Annotated in this window: 23 protein-coding genes; 9 read left to right on the forward strand and 14 right to left on the reverse strand. The window is 44.0% G+C overall.

The annotated features are described in order from the left end of the window. Nucleotides 1–102: 102 nt before the first annotated feature. The 4 genes from FEM33_RS14735 to FEM33_RS14750 all read left to right on the forward strand — a co-directional run bounded on the left by FEM33_RS14735 (nt 103) and on the right by FEM33_RS14750 (nt 5,523). Complete coding sequence (locus FEM33_RS14735) at nt 103–1,893, forward strand: acyltransferase family protein (RefSeq protein ID WP_139012789.1); 1,791 nt, start codon at nt 103–105, stop codon at nt 1,891–1,893. Nucleotides 1,894–2,253: 360 nt separating this feature from the next. Continuing rightward, nucleotides 2,254–3,075, forward strand: a complete 822-nt coding sequence (locus FEM33_RS14740) for a tetratricopeptide repeat protein (protein WP_139012790.1) — start codon at nt 2,254–2,256, stop codon at nt 3,073–3,075. A 46-nt stretch (nt 3,076–3,121) separates the two neighbouring features. Next, nucleotides 3,122–3,766, forward strand: coding sequence for a YiaD family glycine zipper/OmpA-like lipoprotein (locus FEM33_RS14745; RefSeq protein WP_139012818.1), 645 nt, complete (start codon nt 3,122–3,124; stop codon nt 3,764–3,766). 815 nt (nt 3,767–4,581) lie between these two features. Continuing rightward, nucleotides 4,582–5,523 (forward strand): hypothetical protein, encoded by a 942-nt coding sequence (locus FEM33_RS14750; RefSeq protein ID WP_139012791.1) that lies wholly within the window; start codon nt 4,582–4,584, stop codon nt 5,521–5,523. 33 nt (nt 5,524–5,556) lie between these two features. On the opposite strand, the gene xth is transcribed toward FEM33_RS14750, so the two are convergent. The 6 genes from xth to FEM33_RS14780 form a co-directional block, all read right to left on the reverse strand. Then, nucleotides 5,557–6,339, reverse strand: a complete 783-nt coding sequence (xth, locus tag FEM33_RS14755) for an exodeoxyribonuclease III (protein WP_139012792.1) — start codon at nt 6,337–6,339, stop codon at nt 5,557–5,559. A 254-nt stretch (nt 6,340–6,593) separates the two neighbouring features. Then, nucleotides 6,594–7,985 (reverse strand): sulfatase, encoded by a 1,392-nt coding sequence (locus tag FEM33_RS14760; protein WP_139012793.1) that lies wholly within the window; start codon nt 7,983–7,985, stop codon nt 6,594–6,596. 12 nt (nt 7,986–7,997) lie between these two features. After that, a complete protein-coding gene (locus FEM33_RS14765; RefSeq protein ID WP_139012794.1) occupies nt 7,998–8,468 on the reverse strand; it encodes a DUF6841 family protein in 471 nt (156 codons plus the stop codon). 175 nt (nt 8,469–8,643) lie between these two features. Next, nucleotides 8,644–9,078, reverse strand: a complete 435-nt coding sequence (locus FEM33_RS14770; protein ID WP_139012795.1) for a MarR family winged helix-turn-helix transcriptional regulator — start codon at nt 9,076–9,078, stop codon at nt 8,644–8,646. 45 nt (nt 9,079–9,123) lie between these two features. Beyond that, nucleotides 9,124–9,543 carry an organic hydroperoxide resistance protein gene (locus FEM33_RS14775; protein ID WP_139012796.1) on the reverse strand — a complete coding sequence of 140 codons (420 nt, stop codon included), beginning with the start codon at nt 9,541–9,543 and terminating at the stop codon, nt 9,124–9,126. 148 nt (nt 9,544–9,691) lie between these two features. Then, nucleotides 9,692–10,249: a maltose acetyltransferase domain-containing protein gene (locus FEM33_RS14780; RefSeq protein ID WP_139012797.1), complete on the reverse strand. Its 558-nt coding sequence runs from the start codon at nt 10,247–10,249 to the stop codon at nt 9,692–9,694. Between the two features lie 362 nt (nt 10,250–10,611). Here FEM33_RS14780 and porV point away from each other — a divergent pair, with 362 nt between their 5' ends. After that, nucleotides 10,612–11,724, forward strand: coding sequence for a type IX secretion system outer membrane channel protein PorV (gene porV / locus FEM33_RS14785; RefSeq protein ID WP_139012798.1), 1,113 nt, complete (start codon nt 10,612–10,614; stop codon nt 11,722–11,724). A 201-nt stretch (nt 11,725–11,925) separates the two neighbouring features. On the opposite strand, the gene FEM33_RS14795 is transcribed toward porV, so the two are convergent. After that, complete coding sequence (locus FEM33_RS14795) at nt 11,926–12,267, reverse strand: hypothetical protein (protein ID WP_139012800.1); 342 nt, start codon at nt 12,265–12,267, stop codon at nt 11,926–11,928. A gap of 268 nt (nt 12,268–12,535) precedes the next feature. On the opposite strand from FEM33_RS14795, the gene FEM33_RS26360 reads away from it, so the two are divergent. Together FEM33_RS26360 and FEM33_RS14800 are read left to right on the forward strand one after the other, a co-directional pair. After that, complete coding sequence (locus tag FEM33_RS26360) at nt 12,536–12,682, forward strand: hypothetical protein (protein ID WP_161597134.1); 147 nt, start codon at nt 12,536–12,538, stop codon at nt 12,680–12,682. A gap of 241 nt (nt 12,683–12,923) precedes the next feature. Further along, a complete protein-coding gene (locus FEM33_RS14800) occupies nt 12,924–14,822 on the forward strand; it encodes a T9SS type A sorting domain-containing protein (protein WP_139012801.1) in 1,899 nt (632 codons plus the stop codon). A 106-nt stretch (nt 14,823–14,928) separates the two neighbouring features. On the opposite strand, the gene FEM33_RS14805 is transcribed toward FEM33_RS14800, so the two are convergent. The 5 genes from FEM33_RS14805 to FEM33_RS14825 all read right to left on the reverse strand — a co-directional run bounded on the left by FEM33_RS14805 (nt 14,929) and on the right by FEM33_RS14825 (nt 18,876). Beyond that, on the reverse strand, nt 14,929–15,930 hold the full coding sequence (locus FEM33_RS14805; RefSeq protein ID WP_139012802.1) for an aldo/keto reductase: 1,002 nt from the start codon (nt 15,928–15,930) through the stop codon (nt 14,929–14,931). Nucleotides 15,931–16,020: 90 nt separating this feature from the next. Further along, on the reverse strand, nt 16,021–16,908 hold the full coding sequence (locus tag FEM33_RS14810) for a helix-turn-helix domain-containing protein (RefSeq protein WP_161597135.1): 888 nt from the start codon (nt 16,906–16,908) through the stop codon (nt 16,021–16,023). A gap of 120 nt (nt 16,909–17,028) precedes the next feature. After that, nucleotides 17,029–17,613 (reverse strand): OmpH/Skp family outer membrane protein, encoded by a 585-nt coding sequence (locus FEM33_RS14815; protein WP_139012804.1) that lies wholly within the window; start codon nt 17,611–17,613, stop codon nt 17,029–17,031. Nucleotides 17,614–17,648: 35 nt separating this feature from the next. Beyond that, the gene (locus tag FEM33_RS14820) at nt 17,649–18,344 is read right to left on the reverse strand and encodes a hypothetical protein (protein WP_139012805.1); all 696 of its coding nucleotides are present in this window, start codon (nt 18,342–18,344) and stop codon (nt 17,649–17,651) included. Further along, nucleotides 18,322–18,876: an RNA polymerase sigma factor gene (locus tag FEM33_RS14825; protein ID WP_139012806.1), complete on the reverse strand. Its 555-nt coding sequence runs from the start codon at nt 18,874–18,876 to the stop codon at nt 18,322–18,324. The genes FEM33_RS14820 and FEM33_RS14825 overlap by 23 nt, the downstream gene beginning before the upstream one ends. Before the next feature lie 500 nt (nt 18,877–19,376). Between FEM33_RS14825 and FEM33_RS14830 the strand changes: the two genes are divergently transcribed. Next, nucleotides 19,377–20,483: an Rv1355c family protein gene (locus FEM33_RS14830; protein WP_139012807.1), complete on the forward strand. Its 1,107-nt coding sequence runs from the start codon at nt 19,377–19,379 to the stop codon at nt 20,481–20,483. A gap of 114 nt (nt 20,484–20,597) precedes the next feature. After that, nucleotides 20,598–21,305, forward strand: a complete 708-nt coding sequence (locus FEM33_RS14835; protein ID WP_139012808.1) for a hypothetical protein — start codon at nt 20,598–20,600, stop codon at nt 21,303–21,305. Nucleotides 21,306–21,577: 272 nt separating this feature from the next. Here the strand turns inward: FEM33_RS14835 and FEM33_RS14840 are convergent, their stop codons facing one another. Both FEM33_RS14840 and FEM33_RS14845 read right to left on the reverse strand, forming a co-directional pair. Further along, a complete protein-coding gene (locus FEM33_RS14840) occupies nt 21,578–24,271 on the reverse strand; it encodes an SP85-like N-terminal domain-containing protein (RefSeq protein ID WP_139012809.1) in 2,694 nt (897 codons plus the stop codon). A gap of 324 nt (nt 24,272–24,595) precedes the next feature. Then, a complete protein-coding gene (locus tag FEM33_RS14845) occupies nt 24,596–24,781 on the reverse strand; it encodes a hypothetical protein (protein ID WP_139012810.1) in 186 nt (61 codons plus the stop codon). Nucleotides 24,782–24,928 lie beyond the last annotated feature (147 nt).

The raw sequence follows: 24,928 nt of genomic DNA on the forward strand, positions 1-24,928 counted from the left end.
TGCTTCTTCCTTGAAGCGTTCGAAATCGAAGGATTCGTTTGTCTTCATTGTGTCTTTAAGTTAAACTAATTTACTTATTTTTTCCCTTAATCAAATTAAGAGATGACACAGTTTGGTTTACAGTCTCTCATTTCCGGTTATTTGATGAGCAGGATCATTTTCACTTCCATCAATAAAAATGAATTTTCATTTCTGGATTATTATGCAAAGAGGCTGAAACGGATTGCACCGGCATTGCTGTTCCTTGTCATCATATTAAGTATTGTCTGTTTCTTTTTTTACCTGCCGGAAGAATACAAAAGAAATCAGAAAAATGCTGCGGCAAGTCTTTTGTTTTTATCCAACTTCCTGTACTGGAAAAGCTCTAATTATTTTGATGCAGCCTCCGATACAAATATCCTTCTGCATACATGGTCTTTATCTGTTGAATGGCAGTTTTACCTGATTTATCCGGTCATTCTGTTGGTTATGAACAAGGTGTTTAAGAATAAATCAGTCTATTTCATATTCTTTACAGGCACCACAGTTGCGATATTTATTGTCTCGGTAATTGCTACAATCAAAGAACCGACGGCTTCTTTTTATCTGTTTCCAACAAGATCATGGGAAATGTTGTTTGGAGGAGTTGCTTTCTTTTCAGAGGGATTTGTTAAAGACAACAAATGGAGAAAAGCTTTATCAATAGTTGGCTACGCCACGATCTTTGCATGCTTTTTACTGCTGAATACGTCCATGTTATGGCCGGGAATGTATACGATGATTCCGGTGCTTGCCACATACCTTGTCATTGTTGCAAATTACAATGACTTTGGCATAATAAAACATCAGATCATACAGTTTATCGGCAAGATTTCTTACTCGTTATATTTATGGCACTGGCCTATATTTGTGATTGCCATGTACTTTGGAGTAAGCGTGAATGTGCAGTCCGTCATCCTGTTTACGGCATTGGCAACGACATTGGCCTATTTGTCATTCAAGTATGTTGAATCGCTCGAAATCAGAAACAGCCAATCCATTATTGCAGTTGCAACGGTCTGCATTATAGCCACTTCTGCTTTAAGTTATTTTAATACAAATCATACTTTGTTCAAGGATAAAACCCTGGAAATTGCAGATTATTCCAAAAATCATCCGCATGACACCAAAAATCGTTTGGCTGCCGGAAATTGCTTTGTAAGCTCCGGAAAATCTTCCAAAGAATACAACAAGAAAGAATGTCTTTGCATTGAAAAGAACAAAAAGAATGTATTGCTGATCGGAGACAGTCATGCCGCTCATTTATTTGTATCCCTGGAAGAAAGTCTGAGCAAGAATGGGATAAATTTGTTAAAAGCAGCAGAAAGCGGAGATTTGCCGACCGTGGAAAACAACCATAATGGAAGAAACAGAGACATTATCAATTTTGTATATCACGATTTTATCAAAAATAATGCAGACAAAATTGATGGTGTTATTATCAGCGCAGTCTGGTCAAAAGATGACAGCAATACGCCTGAACAGGTTTTAGGTTATATCAAAAAAACCATTGACTATTGCAATAAATACAATATCAAAGTAATGATCATAGGAGAAAGTGAAACCTATAATATTCCTTATCCAAGCATCGCTGCAAAAGAATATGAATACGAATCAGAAGAAAGTGAAAAATACCTGATAAGCAGTTCGTATACGTTTGATAATTATCTGAGTGAAAACCTCAAACCTTATTATGTACGTATTATCAATATGGATTCCTTTCCGCCATTATCCAAGGAAAATACACCTTACATGTTTGATGAAAACCATTTCACCAAATATGGTGCTGACCTGGCCATAAATAAAATATTATCCGATCCGATTTCCAGATCCTTTTTTGGCCTTGGCAACGGCAATGTTCTTGCTACCAATTAACCGAATACAATACCGGTTTTAAACCGGACCAACAGGATTTTCAAGAAAGAAGACGAAGAACTTTGTCCATGTAGCAGCCTAAAAGAACATATATAAAGCGCTACATGGATTTTAAAACGGTTGCAGTATGAATGGACTTAACAAGTTCCTTTATGCTGCAACCGTTTTGTTTTTTACTATGCCGCAGATTGCAAACAGCAATTTTACATTATTTTTAAATGGACCGTTACAGGTCAAAACATTTCCTCAGTTTACAGCTGGCATTCTATTTTACGGCTGTTCATCTTAACCGTTCCGAAACACGTCTGCATGTGGATTGTTTTGTACGGGAAAATGTACTTTTTACGAGACTGAGATTTTATGACTACAAAAGCTTTTATGTTTTTTGCACTGCTGTTACCGCTGTCTGTCCCGGCCCAGCAACTGCTGACAACCTCCAACAAATGTTTCAAACAGATCCAGACCGGCAACAAGCAGAATGATCAGGGGCAATATCAGGAAGCGCTGGATACTTTCACCAAGGTGCTTAAAGATTGTTCTGCAAAAGATGCCAAAATTGAGGGAAACATCGGAGTTGCAGTGGCATCCAACGGCCTCAAACAATATGAAGATGCGGTAAATTCTGCGAACAAAGCCATTAAGGCCAGCAAGCAAACCAATGTAACCGCTTTTTATGCAAGAAGTTATGCATACAGCAATCTGGGGCGCACTGAAGATGCAAAAGCGGATTTGATCAAAATCACCGACCTGACTAAAAAGAACAAGAACCTGAAGGCCCGCGCAAAGATGTTTGCACAGCTTGCACAGCTGAACTTTCAGCTTGATATGCTTGCAGATGCCGACACAAACCTCACCAAAGCCATCGAACTGGATCCCGAAAATCCTTCTTTTTTCATTCAGAAAGGTGATATGATGATCAAGATCAATAACTACGACGATGCGTTTGCAGCTTATGACAAAGTTCTGGAACTGGGGAAAAATGATCTTGACATTTATCAGATCAGGACTGAGGCGCATTTGAAACAGATGCAGCAGAAATATGTCACCACCGACATCAAGGAACTGTCCGGCAGAATGACAAAACAGGAAAAAGACAATGCCTGCGGTGATATAAAAAAGGCGCTTGAACTAGGACTGAAAAACCTGCAGCTTGACTTGTTGTCGAGCATGATTTGCGAATAAATCAATTAAACATAAAATAACCTGCATCGTGAAAAAAAATAGCTTGATGATCGTAGTACTGGCCTTCATGATTGGCTGCAAAAGTTTGAATAACACACAAAAAGGAACGGGTATCGGTGTGGCCGGCGGAGCCGCTGCCGGTGCCGCAGTGGGTGAACTGACGGGAAAAAACAGTGTAATCGGTGCTTTGATCGGTGCTGCTGTCGGAGGTTCGGCCGGATATCTTATCGGCAGGCATATGGATAAACAGGCCCAGGAATTGAAACAGGCCATTCCGGACGCTACTGTGGAAAGAGTCGGCGAAGGCATTAACCTGACTTTCAACTCAGGTCTGCTTTTCAAGCTGAACTCGTCCGATCTGAGTGAAGATGCCAAAAAGGAACTGCAAAAAGTAGCGGGGATTCTTGGCAAATATGAGGATACCCAGATTCTGCTGGAAGGCCATACCGATGATACCGGCTCTGACAAATACAATATGAAGTTATCCGAACGCCGAGCCGAAGCTGTTTCTTCTTATCTGGAATCACAAAATTTACCCTCATCCAGACTGAAAACCAAATGGTATGGCGAAGCCCAGCCTAAATTTCCAAATGACAGCGAAGTAAACCGTGAGAAAAACCGCCGGGTGGAACTTGCGATTTTTGCAAACGAAGAAATGAAAAAGGATGCTGAAAAGGGTGAATTGAAGTAAGTACAGCTTGGGATTCTGGCTTGCTAGTTACAGGAAGTGAAATAGTGTTTGTTATTTAGCTCCGGCGGAGCCTCCTTTTTAGCGTACATTTCAGGAGGCCCTGCCGGGGCCACATCCAAAATCGGTTTTGTTTTGCTAGAAACAGAAGGCCGCTCTGCGGCCAAGCCGTTGCTCCGGAGGAGCTTTCTGTTTGTAGCTAATGGAAAGTAAGTAGTAGTATTTTTGGCTCCGGAGGAGCCTTCTTTTTAGCGTAAATTTCAGGAGGCCCTGCCGGGGCCACATGCAAAATTGGTCTTGTTTTGCTAGAAACAGAAGACCGCTCTGCGGCCAGGCCTTTGCTCCGGAGGAGCTTTCTGTTTGTAGCTAATCGGAAGTAAACAGCGATAATTGTTGGCTCCGGAGCTAACTTTTTTAGCACTTGTTTCAGTACGCCCCTCCGGGGCCACATGCAAATCGATTTTGTTTTGCTAGAAACAGAAGGCCGCTCTGCGGCCAGGCCTTTGCTCCGGAGGAGCTTTCTGTTTGTAGCTAATGGAAAGTAAACAGCGATAATTGTTGGCTCCGGAGGAGCCTTCTTTTTAGCGTAAATTTCAGGAGGCGTCGCCGAGGCCATATGCAAAATCCGTTTTTATTTTACTATTGTCGCTTAACGAAGAGCATGTTAGAAAAAATAACTCATTACCAAAATCAATTTCAGCTGATTTCAGCCATGGCTTAATTCAAAAATAACGAAATAGCAGGTGACTTACGGGTATTACCAGGACGATTCCGTCTTAACTGAATATAAACCCTGACTTTATACCTGCTTTTCGTTTATGCGGATCAGTAAAAATTATATCAAGAAGCTCAAACACGTTCTTCCAGCATTTTCCCTTTTTGCATGGAGTTCGGTGATTTTACTTGGTTTTACTAGATGGTTGCTCTTCCTAGGCAAATACCCGATTCTGGAACTGGACGAGGACATCTGGAATATCTGGATTCCTTTGATTTTTCCATGGATACCTGTTTTAATATGGCTCAGACCGCGGTTCAATGCATTCACTTTCAAGAAAAACAACGACAGAGGCAGCTGGCAAATGCAGGTTTCAGGCTGGGTAACAATTACTGCCATGCTTGCATTTTCCCAAAGTTTCCTGACTACCAATACCGGCAAATTGCTTGAACTCCAGACTGTGAAGGAAATCCGCAAACATGAGCATGTAAGGTATTACCGGATCAAACAGTTTTTTGTATACAAATATATCGGAGGCGTACATTCTGCATTCCGGGCAATGGGAAGATATAATGAGAAGCTGGAAATAGATATTTATTTTGCGAATCCCATTCTGACCCACAAAACCCAGCCAATTACCATGACCCCGCTTTACTGGTATGGCGTTAAATTTAACAAGCAGATTAGCAACTGGGGCAGCAATGCCAACAAGGAAAAACGTTTCAGAAAATTTCTGGAAGAATGTATTGCCAAAATGCAGCATTATAATTTTTCCAATCTCGATCATTTTGAACACAAACCCGCATCTTATGACCGGGAAAATTTCCGGATAGCCATTCAGTATGCATTAAGGAAGCGCGTCACCAATGATTTTGTGATTCTTCAACCCAGAACCAAAACTTATGAATCCAGAAATGACTACAAAATTGCCGGGACTCTCATCAGCTTTGCAATAGGTGTTATTATTTACATGCTTTTGCTCATCGGACCCCGTTTGAAAAGTGAACCGGAAGAAAATGAATTTCAGGATGCAGTTCCGGATTAAACATTTTTTACAGATTCCTGCAATTTCCAGTCTTTACAAAGAATCGTCTTTCAGTTCAATCCATACCGGTGCATGATCGCTGGTCTTTTCCCAACCCCGGACCTGACTGTCGACGCCGGAAGCAATGAGGCTTCCCGAAATGGAAGGACTCAGCAAAAAGTGGTCGATGCGCAACCCTGCATTGCGCCCGTATGCATTTCGGAAGTAATCCCAAAACGTGTAAATAGTTTCATCCGGATGCAGTTTCCGCAAGGCATCCGTCCAGCCCTGATCCATAAGTTCCTGAAAAGCAGCACGCGTTTCGGGCAGAAACAAGGCGTCTTTCAGCCATCGTTCGGGTTTATACGCATCCATTTCCGTAGGAATTACGTTGAAGTCCCCTGCAAGAATGACGGGCAGTTCCTCGGCAAGCAAATAAGCTGCGTGTGCTTTCAGTCTTTCGAACCACCGCAGCTTATAATCGAATTTCGGTCCGGGTGCCGGATTGCCGTTTGGTAAATAAAGGCATCCAATCCTTTTTTGATCAACAATTGCTTCTATATACCGGCTCTGGTCGTCATTTTCATCGCCCGGAAGTTCATTCCGAACCTGCCGGATAACTTTTCCGTTCGTCAGGATGGCAACGCCGTTCCAGCTTTTCTGTCCATGCCAGATTGCATTGTAACCGGCATCTAACAACTCTTTTTCCGGAAACTTTTCCTGCGGTGCCTTGAGTTCCTGCAGACAAACTACATCCGGTTTTGTTTCAGCTAGCCAACGCAGCAGTACCGGCAGGCGGGCGTTCATACCGTTTATATTGTAAGTGGCGATTTTCATCAGGTGCCTTTCGGTTTTACCCGTAATTAGTTCAGAACTGGATATGTCAAATGGAATTTTACATTCATCCAAAAGTATTCCAACAATCCTGAAACGGCTTCAAAAGTTTGTCGGCACTCAGTTTTATCTGCTTTTTAAATCCTATACCAACCTGAATTTACCCTGCCTGAAATTAAAAAAGGCAAACTCCTGCAAAAGGAACAAGGATTTTTCACGATTGTTGTTTTGTATGGTATTCAGAACAGTTGGCAAAATCAGTCTTTTCTGCGGTAATCCGGATTGGGCTCAGGCATGTTGGCATTTACCTGTTTGCGCCATTCCTGCAGTGCATGAAGCAGTTCCTGCGTTTTTTCCGGCTCCGTTGCCGACAGGTCTCTGGTTTCGCCGACATCTTCCTTTACATTAAAAAGTTCGGTTTTACCGGTTTCATAAGATTCCACCAGCTTGAAATCACCATTTCGGATGGCGCCCGACGGCCTTCCTTCCTGATTGCTGAAATGCGGATAATGCCAGTAAACCGGCCCGCGTGCATAATCTTTTGATGGCTCGCGAAGTAATCCGTAAAAGCTTTTTCCGTCGGCAGTCGTTTTTAGATCACCTATTTTCAAAAGTTCAGCAAAAGTCGCAAGATAGTCAGTACCAATGATGTAGTTGTCCGTAACGGAATTAGCGGGAATGTTTCCTTTCCATGTAAAAATAAGCGGTACGCGGATTCCACCTTCGTACACATGGCCTTTCCATTTTCGAAGCGGTTCCAGGTTGGTGGGTGCAGGCCCGAGTTCGGGAAGTCCGAGCCCGCCGTTGTCTGACGTAAAAACAATAATTGTATTTTCCAGCAGGTTACTTTCCGCAAGCTGTTTTACAACGCGGCCAACGCCGTCGTCCATGCTTTCGAGCATAGCCGCATAATTGGGATTGAACTTGCCCTTATGTTCCGCAAATTTCGAGAAATAATAAGCCAGCTTATCCGCCCGCGGCACCAGCATAATATGCGGCGCAGAGTACGCAAGATATAAAAAGAAAGGTTTTGACCTGTTTTCCTGAATATACCCGACGGCGTAATCCGTGAGCTTGTCTGTCAGATAATGCTGCCCTTTATCTTCAAAAACGGTTTTTCCTTTCGAAGTGATCGTATAGTTATAGTAATCCAGTCCGTTCTTTGCAATAACGCGGTCGTAATCAAATCCCTGTTGGGCAGGCGATGTGGAATCTGCAGTGCCCAAATGCCATTTTCCGACAATACCCGTTGTATAACCCTGTTTTTTCAAAACTTCGGCCAGTGTGGTTTCAGAGGAAGGCAGATACTTCGTCCATTGCGCAGGCAGCACGGGTGATGACGGATCTTTTCTGTCTCCGGCAATGAAGTTGGTCAGATGCAGCCGCGCCGGATACTTACCCGTCATAATGGCTGCACGCGATGGAGAGCAAACCGGACAAGCCGCATAAGCCTGCGTAAATTTCAGCCCTTTTCCGGCCAGCGAATCAATGTTCGGCGTCCTGTGATACGGATTTCCGTAGCAGGAAAGATCCGTATAGCCAAGATCATCCGCCATGATGAAGACAATGTTGGGTTTGCTGTTCTGGCCAAAACTGACATCATAAACAGAAAATATAATTGCAGCAGCGAGGAGAAATCCTTTTTTCATATTCAATCAAGATTATTCTGCAAAACTGGACCGCAACTTCACAGCCCATTTTCCGTCCTCTTTGGTAAGTACATAAAGGCTTTCATACGAGGCAACTATACTTCCATCTTTTCGAAAGCGGGTGAATTTTGTATCAACATGCACCTTGTTTTCCGAAGCCTGGACAATATTCCGGTGATCCCATTTGCTGTAATCCCATCCGGCTTTTATCAACGGGCCGAATACATTGGCAGAATCCCTCAGTCCTGCTTTTTCAAGAACCGACATTTTGCCGCTAGCCAGACGATAATGCGGAAAATGATAGGTTCCCTCCCAGCCTTTCAGGTCTTTTGCATTGAAGGTACGCAGGTAAGCATCAAGCACTTCATTGACTTTGGTTACTTCGGCTGCTGCCAGCTTGTGTGTGCCGTCGCTTTGTGCGAAAGTATTCAGAACGGTTATTGCGGATAATGCAAGCGTCAGGTAAATTTTTCTGATCATCATGGTTTACAGGTTTAAAATCAAGCCAAAGAATCAAACGTATCAGCACAAATTTAAATGCAGTAAACTATTAAATTAATAGATTAAGTATATTTTCTTTTCAGAAGGTTTTATAAACCGGAAAAACGAGTAAGAATCAGAAATCAAACAATCCGTCTCAGCCAGAACCGATCCTGTTTCAAACTTTCAGGTTTTCAATCAGTTTGTAAAGCAGACTGTGTAAAACTTGTCCTTCTTCCTGTGTAATGCCGATATTGTTGGCCAAACGGCTTTGCATTTCAGGCACTCCGGACTTCAACAGTTGCCCTTTTTCCGTCAGTGAAATAATAATGCTGCGTTCGTCCTGATCGGAACGCACCCGGTTGACAAGATCCATTTCCTGCATCCGCTTCAGCAAGGGAGTCAGCGTGTTGGACTGCAACTGCAGTTTTCCGGAAAGCACACTCAGGTTTACCGAATCTTTTTCCCATAATACCAGCAAAACAAGATATTGAGGATAAGTAAGCCCCATTTCATCCAGAACAGGCTGATAACATTTTGTTACCAGCCTGGATGCTGCATAAAGCGGGAAACACAACTGGTTTTCCAGTTTCAGAAATTCATCCGTTTCCATGTTTTTGAATCCTTTTCTTCTGCACTAAGCCTGATTGAGTGCAACTTATTCAATGACTTCCAGCTGTACATCAATGTTCCCGCGGGTTGCATTGGAATACGGACATACAACATGCGCTTTTTCAACCAGTTCCTGTGCCCGGGCTTTTTCAATTCCAGGTATGTTCACAGCCAGGACAACACCCAGCGCGAACCCTCCTTCTCCATTGGACTTTAATGCAACGGTAGCTTTCACGGTCGAAGGAGATGCAGGTTTCACTTTTTCCCGGTGCATAATCAGGTTCAATGCGCTGTCGAAGCAAGCCGCATAACCTGCTGCAAATAACTGTTCAGGATTGGTATAACCTTCTTTCCCGCCCAGTTCCTTCGGCGTACGCACTTCCAGTTCGAGCACGCCGTCTTCACTTCTGACTTTTCCATTACGACCACCGGTTACCGCAACGGTCGTTTGATACAATGATTCCATATTGTTGTTTAAAAATCGTTTACGATTATATCGTGTACGATACAAATGTAAGTTAATTTTACTGCTTTCCAAATATTCCTGCAATGCCAGAAGTTAAAACCACGCATTGAAATCGGAATAACTGACGTTCCAAATCCATAAAGCCGGGCTACACCAGTGACCTGATTACGCGGCACGGGTTGCCGGCTGCAAACACATCTGCCGGAACATCTTTGGTGACAACACTGCCTGCACCGATAATAGAACGGTCGCCAATGGTTACGCCCGGGTTTATCACAGCGCTGCCGCCAACCCATACATCTTCTCCGATTGTAATCGGTTTGGCGGATTCCACGCCCGAAGCCCTCGTCACAGGATCAAGGGGATGCGTTGCCGTGTAGATCTGAACGTTAGGCCCGAAAAGCGTCCGGCTGCCGATCCGTACATAAGTAACATCCAGCACCACGCAATTGAAGTTGAAAAATACCTTTTCACCCACGATCATATTACTTCCGTAGTCACAATAAAATGGCGGCTGCAGCCACAAGTCTGCTCCTGCATTGGGAATCAGTTGTTTCAGTATCTCAATTCTTTTTTCAGGCTCGTCTTCACGGCTGTTGTTCAGTTCGAGAAGCAGCAGGCGCGTCCTTGTTCTTTCTTCGGTCAATTGCGGATCAAGGGCAACGTAGAGTTCGCCATCCAGCATTTTTTCTTTTTCAGTCTTCATCAATTGTTCGTTTTGCGGTTTTTTCAGGGTAAAGATTTTGAAGGTATAAATTCAGTACCACCGATAAAGTAAGGAATTTATCGCCATTGTCCGTTCATGCCTGAACTATAAACAGCACAATGTCCGGCTTTACGACTAATACCATTCACTTCCGGCCAGACTTGCCAGAATCACTTTTCAATCAGTAACAGATCAACGCCCTATCGGAAATCATCATTTACTTCATAAAAGTTACTTACCAGTGTTGGACAATAATACTAATAGTTAAAAATATTCCGTTTTCAGGGAAGCAGCTTCTTTGCAAGATTTCAGTCCGCATGCATTTGTCAAAAACCTGTTTCACAAGTTTAAACCCTTTTGTCATGAAGCTTTTCCAGTCCGGTCTGTTCTGTTTATTCCTGTTCTCAAATACTGAATTGTCTGCCCAGTCCATGCGGATTCCGTCAAGTCAGCTCTTATTTTTGCAACGTGCACCGGATGCCAGAAGTGCGGCCATGGGAGAAGCGGGCGTTGCGCTGAGTGCCGATGCCAATGCTACTTTCTGGAATGCGTCCAAACTTTCCTTTGCCGAAAAGGATTTTGGTGCGTCGGTATCGTATTTACCATGGCTTCGCAAGGTTGTCCCGGAAATGTGGCAGGGCTACGGAACTGCCTACAAAAAATTGGCGAAAGGGCAGGCTATGGCTTTGTCTTTCAATTACATGAACAATGCTGAAGTTGATTTTCCGGGTTATGCATTTCCGCAGCAACTTCCGCCATTTGAAGCAAATCAGTCAGCCATCAGCGGCACTTACAGCCGGCAGCTCGGAAACAATTTCTCCATGGGTTTTACGCTGAAATACATTGCTTCCCGGTTAACAGAAGACATTATATTAGGCAATATCGAAATCCGGAACGCGCAAACCATGGCCGGCGACCTGAGTGCTTATTACCGTAAACAACTCACCAATGAAACGACGGGAAAAGAGGTTTCCTGGTCGTTGGGTGCGGTACTTTCCAATGCGGGCGGTAAAATAAATTACGGTGCCGGAACAGAGACGGACGATTTTCTGCCTACAACGCTGAAAGTGGGCGGCGGATTTTCTTTTACCGAAAACGGCAAACACAGGTTTAATTTCATACTGGATGCCATCAAACTCATGGTTCCGACTCCGCAATATGCGTCAAACGTTAACAACAAGCCTTTGCTCAGCGGTGTTCTGGGATCATTTACAGATGCGCCGGGCGGATTCAGGGAAGAAATGCAGGAAGTTGCGCTGGCAGCCGGCGGTGAATACTGGTATAAGGGTGTTCTGGCGTTACGCGGAGGATATTTTGGTGAAAACAAAAACAAGGGCAACCTTAAATATTTCACAACCGGGGCAGGTCTGCGCATCCTTAAAAATTACACTGCTGATTTCGCCTGTCTTTTTCCGGTTGAGCAAGGAAGCCCGCTGGCGCAAACTTTCCGGCTAACTGCGTCTGTGCATTTATAATGTTCCTTCAACGAACATCCGCACCTTTCAGTAAGGGCAGCATGTAATCAGGTAAAACCTTTGCTACAAACAGGGCGTTCATCCGCAGCAGAATGCCCGGCCGCAGAGCGGCCTCCTGTTTGTAGCAAAAGCCATTCTGTTCATAAATGCGGCCCCGGAGGGGCATCCTGAAACGTTTGCCAGTAACAATTAACAATTCATTTACTGATTTGAAAGGCACAACTTTATTCCGATCTCGTTTTTAGTTAAATGTGCCAGGTAAATGACCATACAACTGCACGTCACTTCTATAAAATCAATAATCCAGTCCTTTTTCCAAATCAGCAGTGTAGCACAATACTTCTTGGTATCCTTTGTATACCAGTAATCCGGTGCCTGATGAAATTCTGTTGATCCCAGATCGATCATTTCGCCTGCATCCGGTATCTGTTCGTAATCGAGTGCTATGCATGATCCCGCAAAATCCTTCGTACGCTCTTTATAGGATGCTGATGTAGGTTCATATTCATAGATTAAATCAAGGTACGTCCGTATAGAGTCCATTTTTAGGTAGTATTATTTACGTATAATATTAACGCATTTTACTATACTACATGTGCACCGACTTCCAAACTTATAAAGTATTTTGACAGTGTTTAATAAAATTAATGATTGGTTCAACAAAAAGGTTAAATGGCCTCTTGGTTTCTTATGGGCTTAAAAATCTGCTGGTTTCAAAGTACCGGCAGTGCTGATATATAGACATTCGTCAGAATTCAATCTGGCATACTTATTTATCAGCAACAGAATCCACTTTCATAACTTTCTGATTATGAAAAAAGAATCTGTACCCTACTGCTTTTTAATAGCTCTTGAAATAAAGTTGTTGCAGCAGTTCAAAAATCAGGAACCAACCACATACAGCCCAGCAAATATTTTTGGTGGCGGCCAGAGGATAGACTTAAAGCCGGAATTCTAAAATCCAAATCTTTTTCCAACTCATAAACCTGTAAAAACCTGCAAACGCATGACGGAAAACGAGTATTAGAATTGTTTTTTATTTACTTACAAACAATTTTAAATATAATTACAAATTAATTTGTAAGTTTAAACATACAGACTATAATTATTTTACAAACAATACCAGAATAGATTGTCTGAAACTAATACGCCTGTACAAATTCGCTGTTGAATACTACTATTTTATCCTCTATATCTTCATGAAAAAAACACTACGCTTTCACCCTTCGTTTAGCAATTGCCGCAACATGCTGCTTTGCTTGCTAATGTTCACCACAGGTGTGCAATCCCTGTTTGCACAGTCTGACCAGCTTCTTTTAAGAGATGATTTCAATGGAAATTCTCTGAGTAAAAGCTGGAAAGCCGATGAAAACTGGTCTGTTTTAAATGGTGCTGCCTACAATCCATTTGATGCCGGTTCCTTGCTTACTGCTGAAAAATATACCGCAGAATCATACGTGATCGAAACCGCCGCAATGGGTTTGAACGGAAGTTACTGGCGGGAGTTCAGACTGACTTTTGGCCGTGCAAATACTTCAGAGCAAAAAGCGTACGTGCTCAGTTACAGTCCGGACACAGGCGGACGCCTTGTATTAGGGCTAGCAACGGACAACATTTATCATCCTGAAGTTCTTGACGAAATCAGCATTTATCCCGAACTCACGAAAACGCAATGGTATAAATTTAAAATCGCCCGCTACAAAAACGGATTGATCCAGGTCTTCCTCAACAGAGGCGCGGGCTACCGCTCCAAACCGGATCTGGAAACCATTGACTTGACATACAGGCAACTCGGGCACTTTGGCTGGATGGTATCGACACAAACAGCCAGCGATAAATTTTATGTAGACTGGATGGAAGTCCGTGTACCGCAAACCATCAAGCCGCCAGTTCCGGAAAAGCCCGAAGAAGATAACCTGATTACCCAGGTTTCGGATGCCAATGACAAATCATATAACGTTACCAAACTATGCACCGGCAGCAACATATACACCGACCGTGATTTCCGCATTACTTCGGCGCCGTCCTATTTACAGGGTGCTTCTTTTATCCAGACAGCCATGCAGGATAAAAATGAAACACAAACTTCCTGGCTCACAACTTTCATTAAAAAATCCGCCATTGTTTACATTGCCTATGACAAAAAGGCCGCAGCCTTGCCGGGCTGGTTACAAAGCTGGCATAAAACAGAAGATGTCATACGCACCACAGATCCAAATTCCAATACCCTGGAAATTTACAGCAAGCTGGTTGATTACTGGCATTTGTACCCACAGCCGTTTATTCTGGGAGCAAATATGGAAGCGCCTGCCGAAGGTGCAAAATCCAATTACCTTGTGTTTGCTGTTCCTCAGCCGGAAATCCAGAATCTGGAAGCAGAAGATGCCAAAATCTCCGGTGCACAGATTGAAAAGCATCATAGCGGATACAGCGGAAAAGGCTATGTTGATTTTATTAATCCGAAACAGGAATACATTGAATGGACAATCCGGACACAATTACCCGGTACGTATACACTGGGCTTTCAGTTTTCAAACGGCAGCAAAGATGCAAGATCCATGCGACTGACTGCAGATAATGAACTGGTTGAAATATCGGCTTTTCTGCCCGTGTACAGCTGGAACAACTGGGCATTTTACTCGGGTGCAAAGGTGTATCTGGAACCGGGAACGCATAAAATCAGATTAACTTCCATTGGTTCCAGCGGCCCGAACATGGATTACCTTTCTGTCAGTTTCAGATCCGAACACCCGGAACTTCCAAGAGCAAACAGCCTGGCGCGGAATGGTGAAAAAGAGGCTGAAACAATCAATCAGGATGCTGCCCGAATCAATTCTGCGGCTGACTTCCCTGCTGTTGCTTACCCGAACCCGTTTCAGCAAAACACAACGGTTTTCTATCAGCTGCCGGAAACAAACATGGTGAATTTAACCCTTTATACAATCCACGGACAAAAGCAGGCTGTTCTGGTTGATCAGATTCAGGCAGCCGGAAAATACCATGTTGAAATCAATGGCAGTAATCTGGCAGCCGGAACGTACATTTATCATCTGAAACAGGGAAATACTTTCAGTTTTGGCAAAATCGTAAAGCAGTAATCATCAGTCTGGATTAGATCATAAAACCAGTCAAAAAAATCATTTTACATCTCACAATTTACATTTCACATGCAGCCGTTTACCAGCTGCATGTGAAATTCTTTAATCAGCCATTCACCAACTGCATCATACCGGCATCATAACGACTTCCGGCCGTTACTCCGACTTCGACGATGGATTCCAGCCGGGCCAGTTCCTCCGCAGAAAAAGTGATTTCAGTAGCAGAGGCATTTTCTTCGATGTACCGGATCCGTTTTGTTCCCGGGATGGAAACCACGCCTTTTTCCATCACCCATGCCAGTGCAAGCTGCGAAGGCGTAACGCCTTTACTTTCTGCTACTGTACTGATTTCTTTCAGCAAGTCCAGATTTTTATAAAAATTCTCTCCCTGAAAACGCGGTATGCCGCGGCGAAAATCATTTTCCTCAAAATCGTCCGGCGATTTCAACTGACCGCTCAGAAACCCGCGGCCGAGCGGTGAATACGCTACAAAACCAACGCCCAGTTCCCGCACCGCATCCATTATGCCATTGGCCTCCGGCTCACGCTCAAAGAGTGAATACTCCGTTTGTACCGCTGTAACCGGATGCACTGCATGTGCTTTGCGCAGCGTTGCGGCCGAAACTTCCGAAAGGCCGATGTATTTCACTTTTCCGGATTTTACCAGCTCGCCCATTGCTCCTACCGTTTCTTCAATCGGAGTTTGCGGGTCTACACGGTGCAGATAGTAAAGATCAATATAATCCGTTCCGAGGTTTTGCAACGACCGGTCCACAGCTTTGGCAACATATTCCGGACGGCCGTTGATGGCCCACGTCAGCTGCTCGCGGTCATCTATTTCGAAACCGAACTTGGTCGCAACGGTGTAAGCCCCGCGATTGCCTTTGATCGCTTTGGCAACAAGCCGCTCGTTCAACAGCGGGCCGTAAAGGTCGGCTGTGTCCAGAAAATCCACTCCCAGTTCCAGCGCGCGATGGATCGTGGCAATGGATTCTTTTTCGTCGGCAAGGCCGTAAATGTTACCGCCTGCAATGGTGGTCATGCCCATACAGCCCAATCCCTGAACAGGCACTTCAAGGCCCTGGCTTCCTAATTTGGTTCTTTTCATTTTACTTTTGTTGTTTGTTTTTGACAGCAGCAAAAGTAACCGAACGCTTTCGTCAGACGACTAAACGTTTCAAACCGATTTTTATACTTTTCAAAGTGATTTCCGGAAAGTCAAAGGCGTTACACCGGAATGTTTTTTGAAAAAGTTGTTGAAATAGGAAGCATATTCAAAACCAAGGCTGAAAGCAATTTCACCTACGCTCCACTCGGTATGCGTGAGCAGCGACTTGGCCTCCGCAAGCAGACGTTCGTTGATATGCATGGTTGTAGACTTGCCCGTTACTTCCTGCACGGCCGCATTCAGATGGTTAACATGCACAGAAAGCTGGGCCGCGTAATCGCCGGCACGTTTCAAAGGCAACATTTTATCGGGAGAATCAACGGGAAACTGTTTTTCCAGCAGGTTCAGGAAAAGCTGGGCAATGCGTTCGGAAGCGTTTGCCGGTGTAAAGTAAGCCAGGGCCGGCTGCATCTTGATCGCTTCGTGAATAATGATACTCAACTGGTTACGGATGATATCATACTTGAAAACATAATCTCCGTCTGCTTCCAGCTTCATCCTTTCAAAAATACTTTTCAGGTAATCTGCCTGATTCGGGCTTAGTAAATAAATGGGTTCTCCTCCGACTTTGAAGAGCGGGGATTCCTGAAGATTTTCCGTCCTGCCGCCTGTATGCAGAAAAGTATCGCTGAAAATACAAAAGAACCCGGCTGGGCTTTCGTCCCCGCTTTCCCATGAATACGGAATCAACGGATTGGTAAAAACCAACGCCGGCGCCGGAATGTCAATGCCGCGGTGCGCATACAGGAGGCGGCTGCGGCCTTTGAGCACAAGGGAAATCTTGTAATAATCACGGCGGTTATACGACGCCAGGCTGCACTGGTTTTCACCGATGATGGAAAAACGGAACTGGGTCGGCGACCTCAACAGCTCCGGCATGCTTCTGTCGCCGCGGGTTATAACTTCAAATTGCTCCATCCTCAAAATTATGGATTTCAAAGGATTCAGCAAAGTGATGCACGACATCAAAACAAGGCGATGCTCTCCAAGATTATGTTCATTTATACAAAATCGACTTACACAAACCGAAATCCATGCCTACTTTTTTGAAGCAGCTGCTGCTTCTGTTTTGTCGGGGTCAACGCCCAGCTTTTTCAGGATCAGGTTTGTAACATTGTTTTCTTCCGAAGCTGCAAACAAGATGAACGGCGTGGTACCTTGCCCGGCATCCATATTAAAGATATAAACAAAGCCGTTTTCCTGGCCAACAGCCTGAATGGCAGCATTGATCTTCTTGAAAACCGGTTCGATCAACTGCTGCTGTTTACTTTGCAGCGATTGCTCCGCATTGGTTCTTGATTCCTGAACCCTGGCCTGCAGGCTTTCCAGTTCCTTTTCTTTGTCGGCCCGGATTACATCAGTTATTTGGGCTGCATTTTTCTGGTATGCAGCCAGCTTTTCCTGAAATTCCTTTACCGTTTCACTGATTGCTTTTTCAAGCTGTGCTTTGGTTACTTCAAGCTGACTTTGCATTACTTTGCTTTCCGGCAGCCTGCTCAGTACAATATCAATATTGGTATAACCGATTCTGGCCTGCCCGGCTGGAATGTTGGTCTGTGCATGAACGGCCGCGTGAAAAAATAAAGCAGCAAAAAAGAAAGTGAGCAGGTTGCAGTTTTTCATTGTAAATGGGATTGGAAGTTGGAATGAAGATTATTTTATCTTTTTTGCAGGAAAAGCTTTGGCTCACTGCCGGGATGATGCTCCATAAAGGCAGGATGATCAAAAAACAACAAATCCATTGACCTGTTTTTCTCTTCCAGCCTGACGATCATTTTCCGTTCTTCTCTTACCCTTTTTGCATGTTCAAACATCTGAAGCAACGGCGTGAGGGTATCATGCGGCTGCTCCGCAAAGGCTGTTTCCAAAACCGGTTTTTCTTCCTGCATTCCGGCAGCGGCCAGTACTTGCACGGAATCCGTTTCAGGCAGATTCAATGCATCATACGCTTCTTTTATCATTTCATCTGCATTCCTATTATGCGCTTGATGAAGTGCTTTGCGGTAAGTTTTATTACGTTCCCCGGATCGGACTGTATATTTTTGATGACCAGCAGCATTGCTTTGTAAAAGTGCCTGGTTCCGGACGGGTTGTGCTTTTCCGGAATGTGTCTTCACATTGTTTCCGTCGCTTACTGCTGCCGCATTTTCCTGCTTGTAAACAGCAGACCACGCCAGAAAGCCGAGGATCAATACAGCCGACGCAGCCGCATATGGCCGCCATATACTTAACGGATGCTTCTGCCGGCGTTGTTCTACTTTTGCCCAGATCTTTTCAGCATTCCAGTCCTCTGATGCGGCGGATGAGCGTTCGGCCGTCTGCCTGATTTTATCAAATAACTTTTCGTTTTGCATACACCGGGTCCAGTTCAATAATTCTTTTTTGTAACAAACTTTTTGCCTTGCTTAGCTGCGACTTGGAAGTTCCCGTGCTGATTCCCAGCAATTCAGCTATTTCTGAATGCGAGTAACCTTCAATTTCATACAGGTTGAAAACGGTGCGGTAACCGTCAGGCAGCGATTCGATAACCCTGAAAATTTCTTCGGCTGATAAATTTTCAATTGTTGCATCATCCACATAACAGGCATCTTCCTCAGCATCCATGACTATTTCAAACCGCTTTTCCTTTTTCAGGATTTTCAGGCATTCATTCACAACAATTCTTTTCATCCACATTTCAAACGGAGGAATGGCAACAAAACGGCATGTATGTATTTTCTGAAAAATGATAAATACTGCTTTGGCCACCGCATCTTCCGCCTTCACCGTATCGGGTAAATATCTCCGGGCCAGCCGGTACAGCATCTTTCCATAGCAATCGAACAATATCCGTTGTGCACAAACATCTCTGTTCTGGGCTTCATGAATGATGGAAAGTGTAATCAAGATCTTTATGGATAAACTATGGTAATAATATTCCGGAAGTCCAAACGGTTGCCTGTCCTCAAAAACTTTTCTGGATTCCTGAATATAACAGTCGCAGGAAGAGGTGGGATTTGTTGCAGAAAATTTAAAATGAAAATTACGGGTACGTTACCGTTGGTACAACAAGATAGTACAGGCGCTAATTTTGCTAAGGATCTGACGGAATTTTGTAATTGATTTACGTAGAAAAATTTCAATGCACATACTATTCATTTGACTAATGACCATTTCAAATACGACTCCCGCACTGGAGAGCATACAACATTATCTTACGCTATCGCCATTCAGCAAATTCTTACAAATCACCTTCAGAACCTTTGTTCAGAGGACATATTCAGGACTTGCAAGATGCCTTCCGAAGCATTCGATGGATATTATGCAAGCATCAATCGGATTAGCGACAAAAGTTTTCAAAGGATTATGAAGAAGTAATAATTTTTATAACAGTTGGTTTATTTTCAATGGCATCTTCACTCTGTAAACAAGACTCAGCACCAGTAAGTCATTCCTATCAGCCTATGTTTTTCCGTTTGACAAAAGTGGAAGATCAGGAAAGATTAAATTCTTTGCTTGCAGCAACTGAGGGCATTTTTTATCATGATTCTGTTTATGAACAGTTAAAAGAGTTAATCAAGATACGAAACCCGCAATCCCGGTTAGCTGAAAACGATTATAAAGAAATAATTGATTTTCACCTGAACAACTGCAGCATGGAACAATATGGAACCTGGGTTTTCTATCCCTGGTCTAAGCGACTGGTTCATATGCTGGATTATGAGGAATTTTTGGAAGTCAGGACATCGCGGAACATCTATAAAATTACACCTGAAGAGCAGCAAATTCTGATACAAAAAAGGATTGGAATAGTAGGACTTTCTGTTGGACATGCAATTGCGCTTACACTTACAACGGAAAGATGCTGTGGAGAATTGAGATTAGCGGATTTTGACAGCCTGGAACTAAGTAATTTAAACCGTGTACGCACCGGCGTTCACAATCTCGGATTACCCAAAGTAGTTATTGCAGCCCGGGAAATCATGGAAATTGACCCGTACCTAAGCGTTACATGTTTTACCGAAGGCTTAACAGAAGATAATCTGGATTCCTTTTTTCTGCATAACGGTAAAATTGATCTACTCGTGGAGGAATGTGACGGGCTGGACTGCAAGATTTTCAGCAGACAAAAAGCCCGGCAATTAGGCATTCCGGTTTTAATGGATACCAACGACCGGGGAATGCTGGACATTGAAAGATTTGATCTGGAACCGGGCCGGGCATTGTTACACGGACTGATTGAACATCTGGAACCTGAAAATCTCAAAACACTAACCAGTGCAGAAAAAGTCGCCTTGGTCGTAAAAATCCTGGGTGATGAACAAATTTCGGAACGTTGCAGGATATCCATGTCAGAAATCGGAAAATCAATAACCGCCTGGCCTCAGCTGGCCTCATCCGTTATGCTGGGCGGAGCAATGGTTACAGACGTTTCACGAAGAATTCTGCTTGGCCAGTTACATACGTCTGGAAGGTTTTATGTTGATCTTGATGAAATAGTTAAAAATCAGTAATGCATAATTTTCTTCAATAAGTAGTTAAAAGATTTCGGAAAAACACCTTCTGAAAAGTCCGGTTTTGTATAATAGTGTAAATGGCTTGGCCCAATAATAAGCATGAACTTTGTTATGAGTATTTTTAAAGCAAGCGATAATATTCCTGCTTGTTACCAGTATATTGAACATCATCAAAAAATGTTGAAAAAATATAATGCTGCAAACATCACTTCCGGTATTTCAGACTGGATCGAAAATGAGCATACTTATTTGTTACTTCTCCGGTCATATCCGGATTCAGCATTGTTTGGTGGTGCCAGGATTCAAATCAAGAATTCAGGTTTACTTCTTCCCGTCGAAAAAGCATTAAAAGATTACCAAGAAAATCTGTTAAGCAAAGTAGCTTTTTCATTCCATCGGGTTGCCGAATTATGCGGTGTTTGGTTTAAATTCAACAAAAATGCAATCGGTTGTGGTTTCAGCAGCATGCAACTGATTCGTTCGGCAGTTGCCATTGCACCGCAGCTTCAAATTGACCGGCTTTTGGCTTTTTGTTCACCAACTACTTTTCCCCTATGCCTAAATACCGGCGGACAAGTTGTGAGTGAAGTCGGTGATCAGGGAAAATTACTTTATCCGAATGCTGCTATTGTATCTACTTTGGTTGTGTACGATGATCTTGTAAATCTGAAACACGCCCGCAAACAGGAAAAGGAAATAATATTTAGTTTACGTCAAGACTCCTTCCATCCGATGACTTTTAAAGGTATTCTTGGTGAAGGAACACTGCATTTTGATTTAGATCTGATCACTGAAATGGACAAGTTGGAAGCAGTGTAATTCATGTACAAATGCCCGTTACAGAAAATGTGAAGTTCCTGGGTAACGATCAGGAACATGTAAAACGGATTTTAGCTTTTTAATGTGTCTTACACTTAATCTCTTGGTCAAAGACAAGTGAAAAAGAATCCTTATGTCTTATTAAATAAAAATGTTTTATGCATCAGCAGATTTAATTTTTACTGATGCATAAAGCATTGTTTGTTTTTTTAATTATAAAATATTACGATTGATCGGAACCCGGTTAAGCAAGTTAACCCCGCACAAATGCTTTACTCCACTATAACAATCTTCTGCGTTTCCGTTCTTGCGTCCTGGCCGGTCAACTGAAGTATATAGCTGCCCGGTGTCAGCCCTTGTACGGAAAAGCTGATTATGCCGTTTGTTGCGCTTGTGTTCATCTGCTTTGCAGTGGTGCCGTCCGTTCTGATCAGTTGCACATCAAACCGGCTTGCCTCCCAGGTCTGAATATTCAGCTGATCTCTGACCGGATTCGGGTATACCATCATGGATTGTATGTTGCTGGACGCTTTGGTACTTTCTTCTGTTTCTGCGAATTCAGCCAGCCGGCTTTCGTCATTCTTGTGTTTTCCTGCGTCCACATTCATGTAGGCTATGCCATTTACACTGAACTTCGCCCTCCGGTACATGAGCGTGCCTTTGTATTTGAACGATCCGCTCATCCCGAAATCCGCGTCCCAGCCGTTTGCACCAACGCCTAACTGAAAGCCTATACTCCTGTTGGTTGGAGAATGCGCAATAAAAAGTTTACCGGAAAGATCGCCTGTGCCTTTCAGGTAACTTTCATTGCTCAGCTCCCAGAACAGCCAGTCCTGATGGAATTTGGCAGCAGCCTGAATGGAAGCCTGACTCAATGCTGTATACGTTCTTCCTTTGGCACTCCAGCTTTTCCAGTCATGTTTATAGATCAGCTTCAAATACACCTCAAAACCGATATCCTTGTTATCGCGGTGAACGATCCTGCCCGTTATGACGGCCGTCTTTCCGTTATCCACCAGCTGCGCTTTTCTTTCCCAGACAAATTTCTGAAGTATCTTTTCATTAAAGATAAATGCCCACGGACAACTTGAACATACGGGCCGGCTTGGGCGCCAGTCTTTGAGCCAGTATTTGACAGGGTAACTACTGACCATTCCGGCACGTTCATAAGCACCCATATCTACATTCGGGCCTTGCTGCCTTGCTGCACCAGCAAAATCCGTTGTGACGCCTGTCAGGCCGTCTGCTGAATTGTTGCCTTTGTCCACCGGAGCTGCCGCCGCATTCAGCCGCAGGCCGTCATCCGAAGTGCCCGCAACATTATCTGCTCCGTCCGGATCGGCTGCATTCACAAATCCCGGATCGATATCAATGTTGCCGCCCTTATTGGTACCGGCAGTCCCGTTCCATGCGCCGCTTCCGCCCGAACTCTGAACAAGCGAGTAAGCGATGTCTATGATGCCCGTCGATGAAATCTGTGCCCCGCTTACACCGGCAGTATTTCCCCATAGAATGGAATTTTCAACATAGGTATGCAGGAATTCCACGGAATTAAGAATAAATCCCTGATTGTAAATGGCGCCTCCATTTTTGCCTGCATGGTTTCCGGTGAAAGTACAGTTTGTAATTTGCGGCGTCAGTTCCGGTATGTAGCTTCCGTTTTCTTCCAGGCCCATAACCCGGACAAAATTGGCAATGGCACCGCCCTGATCCATTGCCTGATTGCCTGAAAAAACGCAGCCGACGTAACTTGGCGTCAGTTTACCCGCATCACTCAGATGCACGGCTGCACCGCCCCAAGCTGTAACGTTGCCGCTGGCACTGTTGGCATAAAAGCCGCAGTTAACAAACTTTGGTGCTGAAATGCCGAGTATTTCTGTCTGAGACCTGTTTGTGGTCATGTATACGGCTCCGCCTCCGCCGCCTTCGTATGCGCCCGTGGGATTGCCGGTGGTTGTATTGCCAAAAAAGTAACAGTTCGTAAAGCTGGCATTGGAGGCCACCATGCCCACGCCCCCGCCTGAACCCGGAAGCGTACTGTTGTCTGGTGAAACTGCGGTCACTTTGTTGGAGCGGAAACAGACTGAATCAAGCACGGCATGGTCACCAACCAGATAGATGGCACCGCCGCGTCTGAATGCTTCATTTTCCCTGAACTCCGATCTTCTGATCTTTGGCTGGTAATTGCCGGCATTGAAGGAGCCTATATTGATTGCGCCGCCTGCAACATTCGATTTATTGGCGATGAATCTACAGTTCTCAATCAGCGAGATTACTGCACCGCCCGTCGGTGCGGAATTACAGAAAAAAGCCCCGCCTTCGGAAGCCGCATAGTTTCCCTGGAATGTGGAATTGACAATCGTCGGGCTGCTGGCGTTAATGGCTCCGCTCAGCTGATTGTACCAGCCCCCGCCATCCTGATTGGCATCGGTGATCACAGCCGGGCTCATTGCCCTGCCGGCCGTAACCACAAATCCGTCCAGCCTTGTAGCAGCGCTGACGTTACTGGTGTAAATGACATGATAAGCATTATTTCCATTGATCTGACCGGTATTTTCCGCAATGGAATTGCCGTCGGGATTGAGGTCATTGTTGTCAATGTCGCCGCTCAGAATGGTGATATTCGTTAAAAAATTCCGGTCATTCCGGTTGACTTCAGTACCGGCAAAGCCGCCGTACAAAGCAACGCCGGAAGGGATTTTGAAAGTGGCTTCCTGAGGTTCCGTGACACCGTTTCCATTCGCATCAAACAACGTACTCGGCTTGTACACTCCTTTTTTTACCCAGATTTCATCTCCATTCATCGCGGAGGCGAGCGCAGTTGATAAACTGGTGTAGGCATTGTCCCAGCTGCTGCCGTCATTGCTGCCGGAAGCAGCTGGATTCACATAAATAATAGCGGCTGCGGATAATAAATTGGGGAACAGGCATAGCAAAACTATGCGGAAGTAAAAGTTGGCTTTCATCACTGAAGTTTAAAATAAGTGAACTGTTAAACAACTTACAGTAAATCCCGATGCAGAGAACTTTCAGGAATTCCTGCAATTTTCCGCCAAAAATAAAGCGTTTGATTTGTTACCTGATCACGAAGGATATTGTAATATTCTGAATTTTTACTAAACGGCAACAAGATCCGGTTTGCTGCTAAATTTGTTCATAAATAAAGCAGTTTGTATATAAATAAAAAAACCGGCAAGTACATTGCTTGCCGGCTGCAATTTGCAATTTCCATGCAACATTCCACTCGGAAATTAAAGCCTTAATTACTGCTGGAATACTGAAAAACCAAGCTATTTATACCATGAATTGCCGGTATTATCTTTGATAAGATAAGCACCTGCAATGGCCATCAGGCCAAAGTAAAAAGGCAATGAAGTAGTGTAACCGGCTTGTCCGGATTCCGCAATAAACCCGCTCCACACACCTCTTCTCACTACATTCCTCAGCAGGTTTTTATCCAGGAAAATTTCAATCATAAAGGCTAATACGCTGATTAACGGCGGAGTTAACAATATGTACCCAACGATTTTACTGAGATTAATCTGCTTTTTGACGTCCATACTGTTGTTTTTTGAAGATTGGTTGAGTTTGTCCTTTTACCTTTTTGTACCTGAAAACTGTTG

The organism is Dyadobacter flavalbus (genome assembly GCF_006149045.1).
GTDB classification, from domain to species: Bacteria; Bacteroidota; Bacteroidia; order Cytophagales; family Spirosomataceae; genus Dyadobacter; species Dyadobacter flavalbus.